This is a genomic window from Kordia aestuariivivens, from assembly GCF_014397005.1.
Taxonomy (GTDB): Bacteria; Bacteroidota; Bacteroidia; order Flavobacteriales; family Flavobacteriaceae; genus Kordia; species Kordia aestuariivivens.
In genome coordinates this window covers 46,806-69,286 of sequence record NZ_JACGWS010000018.1, presented here as the reverse complement: position 1 = coordinate 69,286, position 22,481 = coordinate 46,806, and the positions used below count along the sequence as shown (strand labels likewise).

Genomic DNA, 22,481 nt, shown 5'->3' with positions numbered 1-22,481 from the left:
ACTGCTTTTGTGTGAACATTATTTGAGATTGTAGTATTCAAGAAATACTAGCTTATTTATTCTTTAATTATCTTAAAAGTAGATACTCGATTTTCGCTATCAGTCAATTTCAAGATATACATATTAGGGGATAAATGACTTACAGAAATAAGACTATTCTTGTAGTTGCATGATGTTTTTTGCCCTTGAAGATTAAATAATTCAGCATTTATTATCTGAACACTTGTTTCAATAGATAAGAAGTTGTGAACGGGATTTGGAAATATTTTGATCGTTGATACATCAAATTCATCAACTCCTAATAAGCTACACATTCCATTATTGAAATCTGAAACTGTTGGATTGTATAAGTTGCTTGTAACAAAATATGCTCTAGTCAGTCCGTTATTAATAGCCGTTTCAATTGCACAAAAATCTTCAAGAAGTGCATTTCCTGTAAATCGTATATCGGCTTCAATGTTGGTCAGTGACTCAAATCCTTCTAACGATGTCAACAAGTTGTTATTAATGATATTAAAATTAGTAATAGGAGCACCACTGAACCCTATTGACTCAACTGAACTAAGGGCAGATAGTGTTGTTAAATTGGAATTGTTCTCAATACGAAGTGAGTTGCCAAATTCAAGAATGGTACCTATACCCGAAAGGGATGTTAAGTTGGTGTTATAAATATTCAATTGAGGAGAGTTGGTATAGTTCTGTAATCCTGTAAGGTCATTGAGTAAAGCATTACCATCAATAGTTAAAATTCCTCCTGTATAGTTTGATAGAGCAGAAAGTGAAGCGAGCATATCATTATCTTTAATAGTAAGAGTGTTCTGGGTAAAGTTATTAAGTAAGTTAATATCAGTTAAGGAGATGTTGTTATCCAAAACAACAGAAGCAATAAGAGATAGATCAGTATTCAGTCCATTAAGAGTTTGAAGATTATCATTGTTCATAATGTTAATCTCTCCTGTGGGTAAAAATACTCCAATGGATATATTTTCTAATCCCAATAAGTTTGTTAGTGCATCATTATCATCAATGGTAAGGACTCTTTTAATTTGCGGAATGGTTATATTCGTAAAGGTCGTTAAATTGTCATTGTTTCTAATCGTAAGCTTAAAAATATCATCGTCAGAGTCAAGATTTTCTAATGATACTAAGGATGAATTATTTTCAATAAGGACTTCTGAACCATCGAGACTCAAGTTAGCAATGGTTAACAGGCTATCGTTGTTGAGGATATTAACGTCACATGTAATTAAGATATTATGAAATCCATCAAGATTGGAAAGCATATCATTGTTGTCAATCGTAAGATCACCAACAAGATTTGGCGTTGCAAAAAATACTTCCATATTTCCTAAAGCTGATAATGATTGTAGTGATGCATTGTCCTTAATTCTTGTAGAAGCAAATAGGCTCTTAACATTCTGCAAACCTTGTAAAGATGTAAGATTATCATTGTCAGTAATTTCAAAAAGATCATTCTCACTTTCTATGCCAATGGTATGCAAAGAACTCAAAGGTGATAGATCATTAATGTCTGTGCTCGTTCCGGCCACTTGTGGAACGATACGAAGCGAACCATTTACTTTAGAATATCCCATTGCTCCGAAATCATTTATCTCTTGTTGTGACGTAAGGAGTGCATCGCCATCAAACTCACGATATGCACCACCACTTTGTGCTCCTTGAATATTATCAATGTAACAACTTGTTATAAGAGGGAAGTTATTATAGATGTATAGAGAGATTTTTCCATACTTACTGAGCACCACGGGTTCAGCATCATGAGGAGATAGATTCAAGGCATTATCAAAATCAAAAGAAAGTGTTTCCCATCCAATAACGCCTGTTGTATTGGCTACTATGCCAATTGGATATCCTCCAAACTGCTCACTATCGAGAACAAAAAATACCTGAACTGACTCATTGGTAATATTATAGTAATCAAGAGTGATGGTATTGTTATTAGGATCACTTACATCAATGAGTGTCGTTAAGCGTAATTCGTATTTACTAAAATTTCCTCCATTGTTAATGATTTCCGCTACATCATTGTTTGAGTCATTTGGATCAGTAATTAAATTGAACTGGGCTGGACTAGCAATGGGGTCATTGATAAATTGGTGTAGCGGATCGGAAAAGTCAATTGGTAGTTCTTGGGAAAAGGTTAAAGAGCAAAACAAAAAGGTGCAAAAAAGGAGTAAAAGTTTCTTCATAATGTTCAGATTTAGATTACACGTTTAACAAACATAGTAAAAAAACATTTACCCAACAATTTTGTTGGGTAAATAATCGCTCAATACTCCTATTTTACAAAATAACTTAACATTTCATTGTTTGAAGGACACAGAACTAGCGGAACTAATTCTCAATATCGGTAAGCGTATACGCGAACTGAGAAAGGAACAAAACATGACCCAACTTGATTTAGCAGTTAAGTCGGGCATGGAAGAAAACGCCGTTCAACGACTTGAAATGGCTCGGACGAGTCCTACGATAAAAACCTTGTATAAGATTGCAAAAGGATTGGGTGTTGAGCTGAGAGAGTTATTTTAATTTCTCCTAACAATAAAATGTTTGATTACAAACGTGAAGGATTTACATTTTTCAATTCTAAAACTCCCTTGTCTGTAATTATTATTTACACTCATAAATGGATTATCAGCTAATACATAATCATACTTGCCAACAGGCATGTCTATAATATTGGCATACTCAGTTGGAAGGATACTGTATGAGGCTATTCTTTTTCCTTCTTTTTTTAAACTTATATAATATTTTATTTGAGATGCATTTTTAAAATAGTAATCTCCTGTTTTTAATTCTTCACAATTTTTATCAGTAGTTTTTTGATTATTTTCTACTTCATTTTTATCAATTCGGTAATTTTTCGTTGTTTTATTTTTTGTTTCAAAATTTGTTTGGTCTAAAATTAATTTCATGTTTTCATCAAGACTTACATTGCTAATCATCGCTGAAAGCTGTCTCCCTGTTTCTACATCAATAATTTTTATTCGAATACGAAGTTTATGTAAACCATAATCAACTGTTCCAGTAACTATTGCATCAGCAGAGGTAATCATACCAACTTGTTTAGCGGTTTGCGGATTAATAAAACCTTCTTCATTCCATTTGTGCTCTTCGGAAAGTTGTTCAATATGGTCTCTATCAATCACATTGAATCCTTTACTTGCATTGGTAAAGTGAATTGAAAAATCTCGTCCAATGTAATCACCAAGTTCATTTTTCTTCCCACGAGTCGTATGGAAAAACCAAACAGCGATGTTAAGTTTTTTTGTTTCTTTTGCCTTGAGAGCTGTTTTTTTAGCTAGTTGTTCCATCTGTTTATCATACTCAGTTTCCTGTGCTTGGATAACATGGAAGCTCGTAAAAAAGTAGATGAATATGATTGCGATTTTTGTTTTCATAAATTGATCTTTTTTAAAGTATTAGTTTGTGCGTTTGTTTTTGATGATCCATTACCCATAAACATCTGAGAATATGAATCAATTACTTGTCCAGTATCCGTTGATAAAATAGAATACTCAAGATGAAGTTCACAAGTAATCTTATCTTTAAGAATTTTATTTTGTCTGAAAGAATATCGTACCTTACCTATACATACATAGTCAGTATGTCTATTAATTTTAGCTCCTAAAAATTTAATATTACCCGATAGTAAATTTTTAATTACATCTTCATTTAACATATTTGGCAATATAAGATTTGAAGTAATATTGTAGTTTGTAGATAATTGCTGTTTGAGATAATTTGTCATTGAGGCATCGACATTTTGAATAGAATCAAATACAAACAGGCTTAATTCTTTACTGTTAGGAATATTGATAACCGATGGATTAAAAAGATCATCTGGAGTTTTTATATCTGTTTTCACTTCTTTTTCCAAAGGAACATGACTTACTTCTTTTCTGTCTACTAAATATGTTTTTACGATTCTCTCCGTAACTGGTTGTAATGGTTCTTGGGTAACAGGATGAATACCATAAGTATTATAAAATTCAGTTTCTCCATTGTAATGTGTATACCAGACTTTGGCAGTATTATCTTTAAAAAAATCAGTATTCTTATCAGGGAATATTCTATTCGTGTCATTTACGATGAAGTTTTTAGCGTGTATGGTAATTGGAGAAGAAGATGTATTATTCATTCCTATAATAGATAAAACAAATATTACGACTAATGTTATCAAGCCAAAGATTCCAAAATAATAAAGTGGTTGAGATGATTTCGCCTCTAACGGTTCATCAAGTTTTATGTTGTCGTCAAGATTATGTTCTGCTAAATCATCATTATTTTTTATTACATAAGGAACATCTACTTCATAATCAATTGCAGGAGCATTATTGATGAATTGCTTGTATGACTGGAAATTTATATACGCTAATAAAATATCACGATTGTCTTCATTAGGTTTGGGAGTTTTACCAATATTAAAAAAGAAGTAGTTAAAATAATTTAGAAGCGATTTGGCGGTTAAGAAATTATTAATAGGCTTACTTGCTACAATCTTATCTGCTAACTGAGTCTTATTAGTTGCCTCGGGAAAATCTTCTTTTCCTTTTTTAAAAACGAGTCCAATTATTTTTTTTAAGGTTTCTAGTTCCATTACTGATATTTATTTGGAAATACTATGGAAATCAAATCTTTTCATAGTAACAGTCATTGCTTATTTCCATTATATTTCTATTTGATATTCACGGAAATAAACCAAATCCAAGACATTTTTTAAACAAATTTGTCCTGTACTTCAAAGCGAAATACACTTGTGCACAAGGTCTCGTCTTTCTAATAAGTCCAAAATTGGTGGCGAGCCAAACGATTCGGATCAGGGCATCTAAAAAGATGTATATCATGGCAAAAAAAATAAGCCTAATCATTCTTATGTTCTTAGGAATTGGAATGACCACATCTTGTTCTTTGGATGACGATCACATCGAAATTCCTGTAGAGCAAAATACAGGAGACGAAGTTGACGATCCAGCTAAACCTGATGAAGATAACTAATACGTTATCTCAAAAAGCAAATCCCTACACGTTAGGGGTTTGTCTTTTTTAACAACTAAAGTTACAATAATTATTTATATTTGAAATACTAATCTACTTACTAAGTATGAATAATTTTCGTATAATCTTATCTCTCGTATTGATTTTTCTTTCACTTTCTATTTATGCCCAATCAAATATTTCTAACATTGATGACTCATATAACACGATCATTTCACTTCTTGAAAAAATAGATAATAAGAGTATCAGTGATTCCATTCGTTACAATCTAAGCAAAGAAGCATACTCGTTAACAAAAAAGCTTCAGAATGATTCTCTGAAAAATAGAGTGCTACAACAATGTGTCCTCTTTAGTTATAGAAATGAAGACTGGAAACAATTTAATGTGTTTAGAGCGGAACACTTACCAATAGCGAGAAGCCTTTCAGATTCTCTGGCAATTGCTAAGAACTTTGACTATGGAGCGTACTATCATAAAGTAATTACCAACAATCTTGATAGTGTATATAAATACTATTATAGCAGTTATAAAATATATGATGCACTCAAAGATTCCTTAGGCGCAGGAAAGATGAAGCTGAATATTGCTATTGTTAAAAAAAATGTACACGACTACAAAGGAAGTGAAACAGCTTCTGTTGATGCACTAAAGTATTTAGTACCAATCAAAGCAGAAAGAAGAATTGCTTCAGTATATAATAATCTTGGTATTATATTCAACCAGTATAAAAATTGGAACAAAGCACTTGAATATCATCAAAAATCTGCGGAGATACGTGAGCGATTTGATAAGCGAATTTATTATTTACACTCATTAAATAACATCGGAAAAGTATACAAAGATAGTGGTGACTATGCCAAAGCAGAAGAATATTTTAAAGAGATACTATCAAATGATTCTATTATATCTCAAGCTAAACATGTATGGTTTAAAGCCGTTGTCATTGATAATCTTGCTCATGCTCGATTCAAAGAGAATCCACAATTAGAAGTACTTCCTGACTTTATGGAGGCATTGAAAATTAGAGAAGATAAAAAAGCTTTTTCTGGAATGGTTATCAGCTACATTCATCTAGCGGAATATCATAAAGAAAAAGAAAATTTTATAAAAGCAAGAGACTATGCTGAAAAAGCTGGACAATTAGCCCATGACACCCATAACTACAGAGATTATTTAAAATCTCAAGAACTCCTTTTGCATTTATACGATGAGGTCAAGTATAAAAAATTGTTGGATCGATACATCTTCGTTCGAGACAGTTTGGATAAGGTTGATCGAATACAAGAAAATAGATTTGCAATTGTTGAATTTGAAGTAGATGCAAAAGATAAACAGATAACGTCACTTAAAGTGACAACTAAAAAGGGCAAACGTTACATTGCAGTTTTGGCAATTAGTATGGTGTCTTTAACGATCTTTTTAATTTTCTTGATAATTAGGAAGGTGAAACAAGGAAAAAATCTAAAAGAATCTAAATCAGAATTAAAGAAAACCGAACATCAATTATTAGAACAAACACAAGAACAAGCAACTTCAAATGATGATAATCTATTTCAATACCATCAACACCTAAGTGATACATATAATATTAGCAAAAAACTATTAGAGTATTGGGTTCTTAAAGCAAATAGATTTACCAATCAACAAATCGCAGACAGATTAAAAATTACCCTCGGAGCTACCAAAAAAAGAAATGCACTTTTATTACATAAAATTTTTGAAATAGAGGGGAAACAAGATGTTGATAAATATTTTTTAGTAAATCTTTATGCTAAAAAACTAAGGGAATTCAAAAATAGAATATGATTTCTTCACAGGTTGATATGCAAGTAAAACAAAAGGTATCCGAAAAGGGATACCTTTTGAAATTATTCATCACTAAAGGTTAAAACCGTACTTTTTTATAAAGAGTTTTCATTAGTATTGAGCACATGTAAACCTTAAAAAGTGTATCAATATGTACAAAAAATTACTCCTCTTTTTTCTTTTACTCTGTTCACAACATATTTATTCGCAATGTACAAATAACTGTGTTCCTCGTTGGGGATTAGCAACTTATGTATATGACCGAGTTTATGATTATAATAATCCTATTGATTACCCTTCAATCAATTATCCTGTTCCATATCTTGATCTGTACAGTTCTAATCCAACAATAGATAAGAAAATACGTGTATTAAGCTACCTTGATTATAATGACGGAATAACGGTTCTTAGCCACCTTTCTTCTAATGGTTATTTTCTTCCAACAGGAACGGTAAGTAGATATGAAGCACTAGCAGTCATCATGGAAGCGTGGGATATTCAGCCAGACGATACAGGTTCAGTTCCTTTTAACGATATCAGCCAAAGTAATCCTTACTTCGGTTACATAAATGAAGCTGACGATAGAAACTTTCTTGATGGTTTATTTGGAAGCAATTTCAATGGAGATTATGGGATAACGTTCAATGAAATGCAAACCATTATCTCACGGGTAATGAATTCAAACTTTCATCCAGTTTCAAATTCAACACTTTTAAATCCAAATAATTATTTCATGCCAAATAATTATACACCTCAAAACCTTGGGATGGCTCGCGGTTTAGAACAAGGTGTATTTAGTCACTACGCTAAAAATAGTTTTGTGATTCCCGATAGAAAATTAAATTTAAACTTCTCGCACTACTATAGTACACAAATGGTAGAACTTCCCGAATCGTATTTTCCCATAAAGCCCTTAAGTCGTGGTTGGACACACACGTATAACTCTTATGTCATTAGAGAAAATAATGTAGGACAAGATGGAATTGATTATTTCTATATTATTTGGTCAGATGGGACAATTCATATTTGGAATGATACCGATTTGGAATATGTGACAAAAGGGGTTTATGATAATTTCACTTACGGTACGGGTGATATTATCTTGAGTATAAAAACTAAAGATCAAACACGCTACACTTTTGAAAAGATTGATAACGATTTAGACATTTTCTATTTGGTAGAGATTAAAGATAAGAATGATAATAAAATTATAATTGGGTATGAATCAGCGGAAGAAGATGATCTTGAGCGTATTGAATACGTTGAAGCGCCTTCGGGTAAACGCCTGAATTTCTTCTACCATAACAATACCGATTATATTGATTACATAACTGATCCCATAGGAAGAGTTATACGATTTACATACAATGAAGAGCGTTTAAAAAACTTTTATGATGCCAAAGATCAAAGAACAAGGTATTACTATCTAACCAATGATGAAGGTATTGTTGAACAACATCAATATAAACGATTTTTACTAAAAAAAGTAAGACTCCCAAGAAACAATACTATTGAAGCTGAATACGATGTAGATGAAGACGGAAAACTTAAACAATATACTATAAATGGCAACGATCCCGTAGACATCAATGTTATCTTTAATTATGGAGTTACCAATCCTATTACGGCGAATGTTTTAATGCCAATGCCGAATGGAGGAAATCAAAACTATCACTATGAATTCAATGGAGATGGAATGATTACCCAGTTTCAAGATAATGTAAACGATTTAGACATTACGTATCCTTCTGCTTCATCAAGTTTAACTCCCTTATTACCAACCAATGTTGACCTTAACGGTTTAGATATCGATTATGAATATGACGATAGAGGAAATGTAACGGAAATACAAAAAGAAGGCATTACGGATGAAGATTTTTGGTATGACAATGACAACAATCTTATACGTTATGAAGATGCAAACGGAAATAATACGTACTTCAATTATGACAATAACAGTAATCTCACTTCAATTGAAGATGCCTTAGGACACTATGTGTACTTAACGTACGATACTTATGGACAATTAACCGCTATTACCAACCAAGAAGGAATCACGGTTAACTATACCTATGAAAACGATGGTGCGGTTTCTACCATTACGGCTCCAGAAAATCTAACATCATCATTTACCTATGATGGCGTAAATAGAATGTTGTCAAAAACGATCAACGGGCAGACTTCATCATATAGCTACGATGCTAATGATAATCTATTAAGCCATACCAATATTGGCGGACTTACGACAAGTTTTGATTATGATGCAAACGACAACATGGTTTCTATCATTAATGCCAATAACATTGAAACAGGTTTTACTTATAATGATAAAGATCAGCTAACAAGTGAAACCTTCGGTTCATTAGTAAAACAATATATCTATAATGATGATGGAACTTTGGATAAATATATCAAGCCAAGCGGAATACAAATAGAATATGATTATCTAAGTGATGGAAAACTCAATGATGTAGGAACGATTACTGATATTGATTATTATGGCACAGGAAAAAGAAAAGACTTAATCAAAAGCATTGCAACAAATGATATTCGATATAATTTCGATTATGATCCATTAAATAGATTGGATGAAGTCGTAAATGACGATACCAATGAAACGGTAACGTATGACTATGATGATGTTGGAAACATTACCAAAATAGTATATCCAAGTTCAAGTTCGGGCGTATCGGTAGAAGCACGATATACCTACGATGCTAAAAATAGATTAATACGTGTACGAGCAAGAATCAATGGAAGTAATACAACCATCGCAGAATATCAGTATCGAAACGATGATTTAATTAGTGACATTATTTATGGAAATGGAGTGAGAACTCACTTTTTTTATGATGAAGCAGGCAGGAAAACAGGAGTAAATCACACAGGAATAAATAACAATCCGCTTTACAAAGAAGCTATTGAAATTGATAACAGGGGAAATATTATTCTTCAAGATGTTGAATATGAAGTAACCTATGAGCACTTACATTTTAGCCCTAATACCAACGAACAAAACTTCAGTTACAATGAAAATAACCACATAGAAGGATCATATTTATTCAATGATGACGGAAATTTAATTTCTGATGGATATGCAACACATACATACAACATAGACGACCAACTTATCAGCCGATCAGCAAGTAGTGAAAATTTTAGCTTTACTTATGATGCCTATGGAAATAGAGTGTCAAAGACACATACGTCCAATCTAGGAACGCGACGTTATATTTGGGATATTTTAGCTCAAAATATTATCCAAGAAACGAATGCTAGTGGATCGAATGTGCTCAGTAATCATATCTATGGTTTAGGTTTGGAGGCAAGTATCTCATCAACTGGCTTTATTCGTTACTATCATGGAGACTTACGTGGAAATGTTGTAGTAGTCAGCAATCAAGATGGAGAACGAATCAGAGACTACGTTTATGATGATTTTGGGAATGTAAAGCGTTTTAGCGTTGGATACAATCCTGACAACAATCCATTTACATTTTTAGGGAAGTATGGTATCATTGAAGACGATGGAGATAAAGGTCTCTATTACATTCGGGCACGATATTATGATGCAAGTATTGGAAGATTCTTAACTCAAGACCCTATTTGGAGTACGAATTTATATCCGTATGCGGATAACAATCCGATTAGTAAGATAGATAGTAATGGTAAGTTTTGGAATTATGTGGCAGGAGCTGCTGTAAATGTTGGTATAGGTTATGGTCTTTCAGTTTTAACAGGGCAAGATTATTCTTGGAAACAGGCAGGGATTGATGCTGTTGTTGGGGCTTCAGGAGTTGGAGTTATATCAGGAGCGAAAAACTTGTATAGGACTTATAAAGCATCTAGAACTGGAGCTACTGTTTTATCAACCTCATTAAAAAGCTCGTCATTGTTAGGGATGAATTTCGGAAAATTAGGAACTGTAGTAAATAAACCGAATATTAGTTTATCTAGTTTTTCTGGTCATGGTATTAAACAAACAGTATCTAGAAATGTTTCAAATGATTTGATAAATGATACCATTAGCTATCCATTATTAGTATTAGAACAAAGCGGGGGTAAACGGTTTTTGTACCTAACTGAAAAAGCAGCAGTTGTATTAGATTCATTTGGGGAGCTTATTACTACATATCCACGCTCAATGTTTAAACCTGAAATATTAAATATCTTAAATAAATTATGAATAATAAGGAAAATCATATCATTTCTTGTGTTAGAAATATATTAAATAACGATTGGGACCCACTTAATGCTACTTATATTTCTACTGCTGAAGATGAGTATGACAGGTATTTAAGTTTATTAATAAAACTAATTAACAAAAAGGAAAGTGAATCTAAAATTATTAGACTATTGAAGAAAATAGAAAAAAAAGAATTAGGAGGTATTTCATCTACTGCTGAGCAGTTAAATATTGTTGCTAAAAAACTACATCAATTAAAAATGAATTAAATGAAAAATATAATACAAATACTACTATTTCTCATCCCAATCACACTCTTCGCACAAGTTCACGAAGAGCAAAGAGTATACGAATATGACAACCTCAACCGTTTGGTAAAGGTTGTTTTTTATAGCGGAATCGTTTATGAATATAGCTATGATAATTTAGGTAATCGTTTAGGTAGAACAGTAGATGTTGAACTCCCGTACAACAACTTTACGGTAAATGCTATTGGTTTAAGCTGTATCAATTCAAACGACGGAAGTGTCATTATTGAAGCGTTAAGAAAAAATGTATACGTAGCTCGCTTGGTAAATAGCGATAGCAATGTAGCGCAGACAATCACTTCGCAAGCTATAAATAACTGGGAATTGCAGTTTGATAATTTAGATGGCGGAGAATACTATCTCTACATAATGATTCAAGATATTCCTGAAACTATATTTCAAAAAACCTTTATTCTCAACATTGACGAACCAGAGCCTTTAGAAATTGTGAATAGAATAGCAAACAACGGCAATAGTTTTCATATAGATTTCATTCACGGAACAACTCCATATACGATAACAATCAACGGAGAAGTTATTGGTACAACCAGTGATTCAAGTTTTAACTTTGAAGGGAAACATGGAGATGTTTTAGAAATAACATCCTCAAAAGCCTGTGAAGGAAAATATACAGAAATATTAAACGTATCTGAGATAATTACGCTGTATCCGAATCCAACAAAAAAAATGCTATTCTTTTCAATGCCTGCTTCATACAAAGAAAACGATATCAACATTCAGCTCTTTGATATCAATGGAAAACAAGTTGGAAACTTTACACCAACCATTCAAGACGGAAAAACTAACATTAATATCGAATCACTTCCATCGGGCGTATACATTGTTAAAATCCCTTCGGTTAATAACCAAACGTTCAAAATTATCAAGCAATGAGAAAATTGTTATACATATTCGTAATTGCAATATTTGTGTCTTCATGTACTGATGATGAAATAGAAAACAATAACGTTGCGCCGAATCCACCAAGCTTAATATTACCAAGTAATAATTCAACAGTTTTACAACAATACGAAGATCAAGAAGTGTTTTTTGAGTGGACAAACGCAACCGATCCAGATGATGATATTGTAGGCTATCGTTGGTATAGTGACACAGATCCAAATTTCAATAATCCGTATCATCATTTTACAACCACAAACAGTACAACGGCATATTTTTACCCAAATCAAACGTACTATTGGAAAGTCCGAACCATTGACAGTAATGATAACATGAGTAATTACAGTCAAACATGGTCATTTTATTTAGATGGTTACAACGATCCACCATTTGAACCCATGCTCATTTTTCCAATTAATGAAACAGAATGTTCAAACAGTTATCTTACTTTTCAATGGAATAATGTGAATGATCCACAAGGAGATGCGGTAACATATAAATTACACATCGATACATCCCCACAATTTGATGATTCACCTGATATATATAATACATTTGGGAATAATAATTACACTTTAAATTTACCACAAGGAACGGCTCTGTATTGGAAAGTAGAAGCTTTTGATGGACAAGAAAGTTCTTTCAGCGAAGTGCGAAGTTTGTATACACAAGGAAATGGTGTAGTGAATTCAATTCCACAACTTCAATACCTAAGTCCTCAAGATGAAGCTGTCATTAATGGAAACTCAATAACACTTTCATGGATAGGAAGTGACCTTGAAACCAGCAACTCAAATCTTATATATAGAGTATATGCTTCTGAAATAGGAACAAGTTTAGTTTTACTCCAAGAAAGCAACAACATACAATATACACTTGGTAATCTCTCATCTGGCTCAGACTACCAATGGTTGATATATGTCACCGATGAAGATGGAGCTACCAATGTTGGAGAAATACGAACATTTAGTGTGCAATAAAAAATAACTAAAAACTACAGTAGCCTTATGTTTTCAATAATATACCTATTACAGAATATTCTCTTTATACTCATAATCATTGGAATTTTCCGACTCATTTTTGGAAAAGCCATAAGAGAATATCATTCCAATTGGAGTACGCTCATTGACGGCTTCAAATACTCATCAGAAGATTTTTACGACAAGGTAAAAAAAGAGTTGTTATCTAAAGAAATTCAAGGCATTTCTACAACCTATATTTATCGTAACATTGGTGGATTGACATCAGGACAAAGAAAGTATTTAAGAGTTATGTGGAAAGAGTATGAATATGATATATGTGCATCTCCTTTTGGAACAGGCTTCTTTATCTCATGGTGGTTATTAACTAAAGACTCTTTGGCAAATAGACTCATAAAACGTATTCCGTTTGTGGGTAATTTTTTAGCTGACAAGCTATACCCAAAAACCTATTACAAAATAGATACGGCTTCCATGTTTATGACCTACGCAAACGCAACCGTTCAAAAAATAATTAAAGACATTTTGAATGAAAAAGGAGTACGTGCCTTAACCGAACTTGAAAAGCAACCGGTACTCAACAACATATTCAAACGCTAGTGAATGCTGTCTTTAAGCGAACAAGCAACCCTTAATTTCTATCAATGGGAGTATCAAGGTCGTGGTTACTACCTCTTTGGCACTCCCGTTCATATAGAACCGCGATATCTCCCTTTTCATCATGCTAATCTTTCACATGATGAATATATTGACGATGGTGAAATTCCTTCTCTATTTAATCAGATAGTAAGTATTTTTGATACACCAAAACAAAAGAAACAAACAAAGGAGGTTATCATTGAAGCCAACTTTCTGTCGGTAGATGAAGTTCCTAATCTGTGTGGAATTTCAGTATCATTTCCCAAAGGTTACGACATATCATCAGCCATTACTACTGAATTTCTCAATATGCTTTCATTTAGTGAGCATAACATTTCATTTGAAATAATTGGTACTTACGACAGTATCAGCATTCAAATTGTAAGTAGTATTAATGATATGGTTCGCATCGAATCTCAACTCAAAGCATATTTTCCTCTTGTAATACTCAAACCCATTGATACTAATAACCTTGGATTTGATGATACCCAAACTATCGCAATATGTGACTTTGGATTACAGAATGAATTTGTTCGTCCAATTCAAATATCTCAATCATTCAGTATTGACCCTTTAACGTCAATCATTGCTAGCTTAGACACACTGAAAACAAATGACGTTGTTGTCTTTCAAATAATATTTAAAGGAGTAACCGCTCCGTGGTCACATGACATTCCCTATGCGGTAAGTGATGGAAGTGGAGGATCATTTTTTTCTGATAGTCCTGAAATGGTAAGCTGTGCAAAAGAAAAAGTGTCACAACCATTGTTTAGTGCCGTCATGCGTATTGCGAGTCAAGGAGCTGATGACCATCGAAGTCAGTACCTAGCAAGTGAGTTTGCTCGAAATATTTCTAGCGTGTCTCGTTCCAATTTCAACAGCTTGATTCCAATCTCCAATGAGGGATACGACTATGATTTTCATAAATATAACTTATTAGATAGAATAAGTAACCGATTTGGGATGATTCTCAATAGTAAAGAGTTAAGCACCTTTGTTCACTATCCGAATAAGACAGTGGTTTCTTCAAAACTTGGTATTCAAGGAGGAATGACCAAGCGAGTTCCACAGGAATATATTAATGGAAAATATATTCTTGGAGTTAATCATCATCATGGAGAATCAAATATTGTTGGACTAAATGACCAAGCACGATTACGCCACACACATATTATTGGTTCAACAGGAGTTGGTAAATCGACACTCATTGCTAACATGATGATTGAAGACATGAAGCACGGAAATGGCTGTTGTCTTTTTGATCCGCACGGAGATATTATTGAAGATATTTTACTTAGAGTTCCTGAACACCGAAAAGATGATGTGATCCTCATTGATCCATCAAATTTTGATTTTCCGATAGGATTCAATTTACTGCACGCAACGACTGAGGCGGAGAAAATGGTCTTGAGTTCTGATTTAGTTTCTGCTTTCAAACGTTACGCAACCTCATGGGGCGATAATATGAGTGCAGTACTTTCTCAAGCGGTTAATACATTCCTGGAAAGTTCTCATGGAGGAACGCTCATTGAATTAAAACGATTTTTACTTGAAGATAATTTTAGAAGAGATTTTTTAGAGCATGTTGACGATCCATCAATTCACTATTATTGGAATAACGAATACCAATTTGTGAGAAAAGGCATTGCACCATTGCTTACTCGTATTGATACGTTCCTGCGTCCAAAGATTATTCGCTACATGTTTGCTCAAAAACAAGGCGTTGATTTTAAAGCCTGCATTGAACAAAAAAAGATAGTCCTTATCAAACTATCACAAGGACTTATTGGAGAAGATAACAGCTATCTCTTAGGTTCGTTATTCCTTTCTAAGTTCAACCAAGTAGCACAAGGCAGGCAACAGCTTTCAAAAGAACAAAGGCATCCGTATTACATCTATCTTGACGAGTTTCAAAACTTCATGACCAAATCAATTACATCGATATTAAGTGGAGCGAGAAAATATGGCTTGGGATTAATATTAGCACATCAAGAACTAGCGCAAATTGACGATCCTAAAATACTCAATTCGGTTATCTCTAATCCCTATGTGAGAATCTGTTTTCGATTGGGTGATCGTGATGCGAAACAATTAGAAAATGGTTTTTCTTCTTTTGAAGCATCAGATCTTCAAAGCTTAGGAATCGGACAAGCCATTATACGTATTGGCAGTTCACAACATGATTGTAATCTTGCTACTGAAAGACTATCAGAGACGAGTGATATATCCAATATCATTCGCCAATCAATCATTGAGCATTCTCAAAAAACGTATGGTAAACCAAGAAAAGAGATTGACGAACTATTAGAACGTCTGCTTCCTAAAAAAGGATCTAATCACAAAGACAAAGTTGTAACAAAGACTCAAAAAGAAGAGGTTAAAGAGGGTTCACAACCGCAAGTGACTAAGGAACAAACCACAGTAATAAAAGATGATGAGAATGATCGCAATGATATAACGAGAACAAGTATTTCTGAAGCAGAAAAAAAGAAATTAATAGAAGACGAAGAGGTTTCAATGCGAAATAGAGATCATAGCTATTTACAAAATCTCATCAAAAAAATAGGACAGGAGCGTAACTTTATTTCAACCATTGAAAAAGAAACAAAAGAAGGCGGAAGAATTGATATTACCTTAGAAAAAGGTGCGGTACGAATTGCTTTTGAAATATCCATAACCAATACGCCTCAATATGAAGTGAAGAACATCAAAAAATGTCTAAACAATGGATATCTTCCTGTGGTTATGATTTCAAAGAATAAACATCACTTGGATAAGATTGAAGCATTGGCAAAGCAAAAGCTCTCTGTAAAAGATTTTTCACACGTATTATTTATCCAGCCTGATAGGATTGCTGAGGTACTTGATGGTATTGATGTGAATACGCAACCAAGACAGGAAGTAATCAAAGGATTTAGAATCACAACTGAAGTAAATGCCGCACCATCAACTGATGGAAAAAGTATTAGAGAACAGATTGTGAAGCTTCTTTCCAAGAAAAAATAAAAACAAAATATTCCCTTGGATTCGTTTCGGAGTCTTTGTAAATTGATGTAAACGTAAAATAACGATAATATGAACGTAGGTATATATGTACGTGTCAGCATTATTGACACAAAGAATCAAGAAAGCCCCGAAATACACGAAAACAGAGGGCGAAAATACGCCGAATCAAAAGGATGGAACGTAACGAAGGTGTACATACTTCCAAGTATCTCAGGAAAGTCCACACTCAACCATAGCGAAACTCAGCGAATGCTTGAAGATATAAGAAACGGAACTATTCAAACGCTTATCTTCAGCAAGCTTGCACGATTGGCTCGTAATACTCAGGAGTTAATTCACTACTCAAATTATTTTCAGAAGTATGAAGCCAATATGGTTTCCTTGGGAGAACATATTGATACGTCAACGGCAAGTGGAAGATTATTCTACACCATGATTGGAGCGATGGGACAATGGGAACGAGAAAACAATTTGGAGCGTATGATGGCTTCTATTGAAACGAGGCGAGAAATGGGAAAGTTTGTAGGTGGTAATGTATCGCATGGGTATAAACTTGAAAACGCATTCATCGTGATTAACGAAGAGGAAGCACCCGTAAGAAAACTTATTTACGAACTATTTCTTGAACACAAACGAAGAAGTGTTGTTGCTCGCATACTCAATGAACGTGGGTATCGAACTCGAAAGAATAAAAAGTGGTCAGATATTACGGTTACTCGATTAATAAAAAACTCTGATGCGAAAGGTATTCGTAGATCAAATTACACAGGAAAACGTACTTCAGAAAACCCAAGTGGATTAAAGCCTAAATCCGAATGGATATTTGATCCATGTCCAGCTATTGTTTCTGAGGAATTATGGGAATCATGTAATGCCATTTTACGAGAACAAGAAGCAAAGAATAAACAAACAAAACCCCTCAATCAAAAAGTCCATTTATTTACAAGTTATTTATATTGTCATAACGATCACAAAATGTCGTTAACACGAAAAACAAATAAGTATACCTGTGTACAATGTAAAGTCAGAATTGATAAAGATGATCTAGAAGAAATATTTAAAACACGACTTGAACAATTTATCATTTCCGAAGAAGAAGTGAACAAATATTCTCAATCAAGTAACGAAGAAATTCAATTGAAAAAAGATGAAATTGAATTTGCGGAAAACAATGCAAAAAAGATTGATGAGAAAATGGATCGATTGCTAACGCTTAACATTGAAGGAGAAATTCCGATAAAAGGATTCAAGAAACACTATGAGCAACTATTAGAACAGAAAGATCAAATAGAATTGAATATCCAAACCTTGCAAAGAGAACTCCAAGAAATGTTAGATGCTAAGAATTCCTTCTCAGAAGTGTTACATCAATCAAAAGATTTATACAGTAAATGGCATACGCTTGATCGTCCAGAGAAACGATACATCGTACAATCAGTAGTCAATCGAATTGAATTCGATGGCAAGAATATAAACTTCAACTTAAAGCAAATAGCTCCGCTATCTTCTTTGGAATTAAGTCAAAATGGTCAACGTAGTGGCACAATATCGTAGTTCGTGGTGCACTTGTGAAAATTGTTGAAGATTATGTGCTTAAAGGAAAAGAAATTGCGATCGAAGGAAAGCTAACAAACCGTTCGTATGAAACACAAGAAGGCGAAAAGCGGTACGTTACGGAAATTATCGTGAATGAATTATTAATGTTGGGGAGATAGATTTGGGAAATCTACATGTGGGTTTGTGAAGCGGTTGATTCTTTGGAGTCAATCGCTTTTCTACATACTAAAACCTACCTATTTTATATTGAATTACTCCTTCTTCTCCAAATCAAAAATCTTTGAAGTATCGATGCTTTCTGGATCAAACTCTAAATAAAAACCATGCATATTTGTAGCTTCATTCATAATTTTTGAATGAAATTTATCAAATGTGATAGAATCACCTTTAATGGTCATCGAAGTAGCACAGAAATTCGATAATTCTTTTTGTAAATTATCATACTTAATATACGTATCTGCATTTTGATCAATGCTTATTTTTTGCTCAAAAGTACTCAATGACAATCCAAAGAAAGAAGCCAATGCTGTAAAGCTTAGAAATACTGTTTTGACAAAATAGGATGTGTTTTTCCAACCTTCTTGCGTAATTACAAATAATGCCATTGCAGACAGAATAGAAAAGATTAAAAACAACGTTGAAGACGTAAAATGATAGGTATACAATTTCAAAAAAGTAATCTCATGCTGCTCCTTATATTTTTGTAATTGACTATTTAAAGTGATCAACCGATCTGCCTGCATTTCCGTAATATTTACACAATTTTTAATGCCTTTATCAGCGTAAATACGACTCGCTTCGTCCATCGGATTCATCAATTCACGTCCTTCTTTCGATGCATGATTCCTCAAAAAATAAAGTCCTATAGCGGTAAGTATAGTGATTACGATAATGATCGCAATGTTTTGCTTTAATTGCTGTTTTTTAGTAGCTTCCATAACAGTTTGTCTTCAATTTGTAGAATTAAAGGTAATAAAAAGATTAAAAACTATACTCAAAAACATTTCAAATAGAACAGCATACACTTCTTATTCGTGTATTTTAGTGCTATTTCAAATCCAAGTAGAAACACCTGTTATTGATTGATTTTCAGATTCTTACTGTTAATTTCATTTTTTTTCTTCTATATTTAAAACTTAAACTTATTTTATGAAACTTTCATTTCCTTCTATTTTTCCGGTCTTACTAAGCTTTGTTTTTATAACACTAAGTATATCATGTAAACAAACTGAACCAAAACTATCATTTTATACAGAGTATAGTATTGCTGCCGATTCTACATCTATAATTGATGCTGATCATACCATCGTAAATATCAAATTGACAGATCTAGCGGATTATTCACATTACACATACACGTTGAGTAATGATTCAGGGAAAATACATTCAAATGATACACTTCAATTGTCAAAGGAAATTTCAATTGATTTAAAAAATACGCCACAACTTAAAAAATATCAAAACCAAGAGTTAGATGTAAACCTAACGTTACTTGGTGACGGAATTAGTAAAACTATCGAGCATGATGTTAAGTACCTGTTTGATGCGACTTCACCAATACCGTATGTAAACATTACGACCAAAGATGGAAAAATGCCGAAAAATGATAAAATTAAAGTAGATGCTGATTTTGCTTTCTATGATGTTCCTATGGAAGATGGATGGTATAGCATGTCTGGAGAATATCAATCGGGCAAAGGAACAATTCATGCTAGAGGACAAGGAAGTTTGGGTTTCCCAAAGTTGAGTTTTGCGCTGAATTTAGGAAAAGACAATCCAATCTCAATCATGGGAATGCCAGCGAGTCACAAATGGATCATGATTGGAAACTGGATAGATACATCGCACTTATGCAACAAAGTATCGTACGATACGTATGCCGAAATGGGTCACTATGGTCCGCAAAGTCAGCATGTTCAAGTTTTTATAAATAATAAATATTGGGGATTATACACGTTTGGTGAAAAAGTACAAAGAGGGAAAGAACACGTAGATACAAAAAAGAAAAGTAAAGGTGGTTTTATCGTAAAAGAAGTCGATAACGATTTTCCAAATTTTAGAACGCTAACTGGAAGAAGATTCGATTATGAATATCCAGATTATGAAGAAGTAACGGATGAGCAAAAAGCGGATATTCAAGAAAAAATAAACCTGTACGAAGCGAAAGTTAAAAAAGGGTTAGATTGGCAAGAAAATGTAAATGAAGAAGCGGAAATAGACTATTTTATAGTAACCGATGTCTTTGCAAACCCCGATAGTTATTACAATGGGAAAAATGTCTTTTACTTTTACAATAGAGACAACGAGTTAGAGCCTGTCATTTGGGATTTTATATGGTCATACGGAACTCCATACTATGTATGCACAGGCAACAATCCTTGGTGTTATATTTATTCACCTGTTGGTTATGGTTATTGCAAACCTGATATGCCTTGTTCTTCGTGGGCAATCAATGTACCACCAGCTAGCGAACTGATGTACGGAAATGCAAAATACAGCGATCATATAGGTTACAATCGATTTCTACTGATGGAAGATTACATGAAGAATGCCCAAAATGTAAACATGTTTAAAGATAGATACAACGATTGGCGAACTGGTAAAGATGGAAAAAATGCAGTATTATCAGACACGGAAATTCTATCTAGAACAGATGCTTTAATCAAAACCTTACGATCTGGTGGGATCTATAAAAAAGATAGCCTAAGATGGCAAGGTGAAGATTCATATCAGTACGGAATGCGCTTTACACCTGAACAAGTAAGAACCAAAATAAAAGAACGCTTACTATTTATGGATACAGCTGTGAAAGCGGTGGAAGTGCAAAAATAAATGGTACAACAATTCAAAAAACTATTCTCGATACAATTTTCTGTCTATTTCGACTGCGCTCAATATGACAGAAAATCACTCGAATTGACGTTTTTTGAATTCGAATCACCCAAGATTTAGATAATTACCTTGAGTTCGATATAAAAATTATAGGCGTGAACTCTTTTTCCGCAGTATAGCAATCATTTTACGTTAAGAATTTTCGAAGCCTTGGAGAAAATTTAGTAAAATGATTGCGGTTTTAACTTTTCGATAGAGAAAGTTAAAAATACCTCTGGAAATCGAAGATTCATGAATACTTTAGTTTAAAATAGAAATGCATGAACTAAAAAGCGCATTTTCTTTTGTTTCTTTTCTTTGTGCGAGCAAAGAAAACGAAAATAAATAATTGAAAAATAAATATTTAGATATAATTTTTCAAAAAAATACTCAAATTTTAATCTTTTGAAAGTTATATCTAACTCACCTTAATTAAAAAAACAAAAAAAGCGAGCTAAGCCTGTCGAAAAGCTAGCAGAGCGAAGTCGAAGCTATTCCACACGCTTCAAACCATTCATATTCTCAATCCTAATTTGTTTTCCTTTAGTAGAAATAAAACCATCTTTCTTAAACTGTGATAAAATCCGAATGGCAGATTCGGTGGCGGTTCCCACAATATTTGCATAATCTTCGCGAGAAAGAATAACCGAAAGCATGTCTTCATCGGTTGTACCAAATGTAGTATGAATATATACAAGGGCTTCCGCCAAACGCTGCTTTACAGATTTTTGCGCCATATTTACAATCACGTTATCGGCTTCTTTCAAATCTTTTGCCATTTGTTGCAAAACGTCCATCGTGAAATTCGGATTCTTCTGTAAATCTCTCATAATTTCATGCTTTGGAATAAAACAAACTTCCATGTCGTTTAAAGCTATTGCGCTTAAATTAGTGACTTCATCGCTAACTAACGATCTTTGCCCGAGCAAATCACCTTTCACCACCAACTTCACAATCTGATCCTTTCCATTGGCACTCAACTTAGTCAACTTGCAAACGCCATCTTTCACACAAAAAACACCATTTATATTTTCTCCTTCATTAAAAATTAATTCGCCTTTCTTGATGGTTTTTGAAGTTTTGCAACCCGAAATACGAACCAATTCATCTCTCGTCAAAGCTTTTAAAGAATTAAACTGTCGTATGATACATTGTTCGCAATTACTCATCGTTGTTGTTTTTTGAAGTACTGTAAAACTAATCAAAGC

The 22,481-nt window shown here is 33.3% G+C and carries 16 protein-coding genes and 1 pseudogene; 12 read left to right on the top strand and 5 right to left on the bottom strand.

Annotated elements, in window-relative coordinates; translation table 11 throughout:
* Positions 1–56: 56 nt before the first annotated feature.
* Positions 57–2,210: a T9SS type A sorting domain-containing protein gene (locus H2O64_RS21655; protein ID WP_187564333.1), complete on the bottom strand. Its 2,154-nt coding sequence runs from the start codon at positions 2,208–2,210 to the stop codon at positions 57–59.
* 121 nt (positions 2,211–2,331) lie between these two features.
* On the opposite strand from H2O64_RS21655, the gene H2O64_RS21650 reads away from it, so the two are divergent.
* Positions 2,332–2,550 (top strand): helix-turn-helix domain-containing protein, encoded by a 219-nt coding sequence (locus H2O64_RS21650; RefSeq protein WP_262890655.1) that lies wholly within the window; start codon positions 2,332–2,334, stop codon positions 2,548–2,550.
* Here the strand turns inward: H2O64_RS21650 and H2O64_RS21645 are convergent.
* Positions 2,547–3,422 (bottom strand): FlgO family outer membrane protein, encoded by an 876-nt coding sequence (locus tag H2O64_RS21645; protein WP_187564331.1) that lies wholly within the window; start codon positions 3,420–3,422, stop codon positions 2,547–2,549. The genes H2O64_RS21650 and H2O64_RS21645 overlap by 4 nt on opposite strands.
* The gene (locus H2O64_RS21640; protein WP_187564330.1) at positions 3,419–4,621 is read right to left on the bottom strand and encodes a hypothetical protein; all 1,203 of its coding nucleotides are present in this window, start codon (positions 4,619–4,621) and stop codon (positions 3,419–3,421) included. The genes H2O64_RS21645 and H2O64_RS21640 overlap by 4 nt, the downstream gene beginning before the upstream one ends.
* Positions 4,622–4,866: 245 nt before the next feature.
* Here H2O64_RS21640 and H2O64_RS21635 point away from each other — a divergent pair, with 245 nt between their 5' ends.
* From H2O64_RS21635 to H2O64_RS21590, 10 genes and pseudogenes are all read left to right on the top strand, one after another.
* A complete protein-coding gene (locus tag H2O64_RS21635; protein WP_187564329.1) occupies positions 4,867–5,019 on the top strand; it encodes a hypothetical protein in 153 nt (50 codons plus the stop codon).
* A 106-nt stretch (positions 5,020–5,125) separates the two neighbouring features.
* On the top strand, positions 5,126–6,826 hold the full coding sequence (locus tag H2O64_RS21630; protein ID WP_187564328.1) for a tetratricopeptide repeat protein: 1,701 nt from the start codon (positions 5,126–5,128) through the stop codon (positions 6,824–6,826).
* A gap of 151 nt (positions 6,827–6,977) precedes the next feature.
* Complete coding sequence (locus tag H2O64_RS21625) at positions 6,978–11,012, top strand: RHS repeat protein (protein WP_187564327.1); 4,035 nt, start codon at positions 6,978–6,980, stop codon at positions 11,010–11,012.
* Positions 11,009–11,281, top strand: coding sequence for a hypothetical protein (locus H2O64_RS21620; RefSeq protein ID WP_187564326.1), 273 nt, complete (start codon positions 11,009–11,011; stop codon positions 11,279–11,281). The genes H2O64_RS21625 and H2O64_RS21620 overlap by 4 nt, the downstream gene beginning before the upstream one ends.
* Entirely contained in the window at positions 11,282–12,214 is a 933-nt protein-coding gene (locus tag H2O64_RS21615; RefSeq protein WP_187564325.1) for a T9SS type A sorting domain-containing protein, read from the top strand.
* On the top strand, positions 12,211–13,200 hold the full coding sequence (locus H2O64_RS21610) for a hypothetical protein (protein WP_187564324.1): 990 nt from the start codon (positions 12,211–12,213) through the stop codon (positions 13,198–13,200). Before H2O64_RS21615 ends, H2O64_RS21610 begins: the two co-directional genes overlap by 4 nt.
* A gap of 27 nt (positions 13,201–13,227) precedes the next feature.
* Entirely contained in the window at positions 13,228–13,800 is a 573-nt protein-coding gene (locus tag H2O64_RS21605; RefSeq protein WP_187564323.1) for a hypothetical protein, read from the top strand.
* A gap of 3 nt (positions 13,801–13,803) precedes the next feature.
* A complete protein-coding gene (locus H2O64_RS21600; protein ID WP_187564322.1) occupies positions 13,804–16,845 on the top strand; it encodes a type IV secretory system conjugative DNA transfer family protein in 3,042 nt (1,013 codons plus the stop codon).
* 69 nt (positions 16,846–16,914) lie between these two features.
* The gene (locus H2O64_RS21595) at positions 16,915–18,399 is read left to right on the top strand and encodes a recombinase family protein (protein ID WP_187564321.1); all 1,485 of its coding nucleotides are present in this window, start codon (positions 16,915–16,917) and stop codon (positions 18,397–18,399) included.
* A pseudogene (locus tag H2O64_RS21590) lies at positions 18,384–18,560 on the top strand (single-stranded DNA-binding protein); the annotation flags it as partial. The gene H2O64_RS21595 and the pseudogene H2O64_RS21590, both read left to right, overlap by 16 nt.
* Before the next feature lie 93 nt (positions 18,561–18,653).
* On the opposite strand, the gene H2O64_RS21585 reads toward H2O64_RS21590, so the two are convergent.
* Positions 18,654–19,340: a hypothetical protein gene (locus tag H2O64_RS21585; protein ID WP_187564320.1), complete on the bottom strand. Its 687-nt coding sequence runs from the start codon at positions 19,338–19,340 to the stop codon at positions 18,654–18,656.
* 211 nt (positions 19,341–19,551) lie between these two features.
* Here H2O64_RS21585 and H2O64_RS21580 point away from each other — a divergent pair, with 211 nt between their 5' ends.
* Entirely contained in the window at positions 19,552–21,234 is a 1,683-nt protein-coding gene (locus H2O64_RS21580) for a CotH kinase family protein (protein ID WP_187564319.1), read from the top strand.
* 530 nt (positions 21,235–21,764) lie between these two features.
* On the opposite strand, the gene H2O64_RS21575 is transcribed toward H2O64_RS21580, so the two are convergent.
* Positions 21,765–22,442 carry a Crp/Fnr family transcriptional regulator gene (locus H2O64_RS21575; protein WP_187564318.1) on the bottom strand — a complete coding sequence of 226 codons (678 nt, stop codon included), beginning with the start codon at positions 22,440–22,442 and terminating at the stop codon, positions 21,765–21,767.
* Positions 22,443–22,481: the final 39 nt, after the last annotated feature.

Coding starts and splice junctions, on each gene's coding strand:
- H2O64_RS21655 (WP_187564333.1), bottom strand. CDS start 2,210: ATGAAGAAACTTTTACTCCTTTTTTGCACCTTTTTGTTTTGCTCTTTA.
- H2O64_RS21645 (WP_187564331.1), bottom strand. CDS start 3,422: ATGAAAACAAAAATCGCAATCATATTCATCTACTTTTTTACGAGCTTC.
- H2O64_RS21640 (WP_187564330.1), bottom strand. CDS start 4,621: ATGGAACTAGAAACCTTAAAAAAAATAATTGGACTCGTTTTTAAAAAA.
- H2O64_RS21635 (WP_187564329.1), top strand. CDS start 4,867: ATGGCAAAAAAAATAAGCCTAATCATTCTTATGTTCTTAGGAATTGGA.
- H2O64_RS21630 (WP_187564328.1), top strand. CDS start 5,126: ATGAATAATTTTCGTATAATCTTATCTCTCGTATTGATTTTTCTTTCA.
- H2O64_RS21625 (WP_187564327.1), top strand. CDS start 6,978: ATGTACAAAAAATTACTCCTCTTTTTTCTTTTACTCTGTTCACAACAT.
- H2O64_RS21620 (WP_187564326.1), top strand. CDS start 11,009: ATGAATAATAAGGAAAATCATATCATTTCTTGTGTTAGAAATATATTA.
- H2O64_RS21615 (WP_187564325.1), top strand. CDS start 11,282: ATGAAAAATATAATACAAATACTACTATTTCTCATCCCAATCACACTC.
- H2O64_RS21610 (WP_187564324.1), top strand. CDS start 12,211: ATGAGAAAATTGTTATACATATTCGTAATTGCAATATTTGTGTCTTCA.
- H2O64_RS21605 (WP_187564323.1), top strand. CDS start 13,228: ATGTTTTCAATAATATACCTATTACAGAATATTCTCTTTATACTCATA.
- H2O64_RS21600 (WP_187564322.1), top strand. CDS start 13,804: ATGCTGTCTTTAAGCGAACAAGCAACCCTTAATTTCTATCAATGGGAG.
- H2O64_RS21595 (WP_187564321.1), top strand. CDS start 16,915: ATGAACGTAGGTATATATGTACGTGTCAGCATTATTGACACAAAGAAT.
- H2O64_RS21585 (WP_187564320.1), bottom strand. CDS start 19,340: ATGGAAGCTACTAAAAAACAGCAATTAAAGCAAAACATTGCGATCATT.
- H2O64_RS21580 (WP_187564319.1), top strand. CDS start 19,552: ATGAAACTTTCATTTCCTTCTATTTTTCCGGTCTTACTAAGCTTTGTT.
- H2O64_RS21575 (WP_187564318.1), bottom strand. CDS start 22,442: ATGAGTAATTGCGAACAATGTATCATACGACAGTTTAATTCTTTAAAA.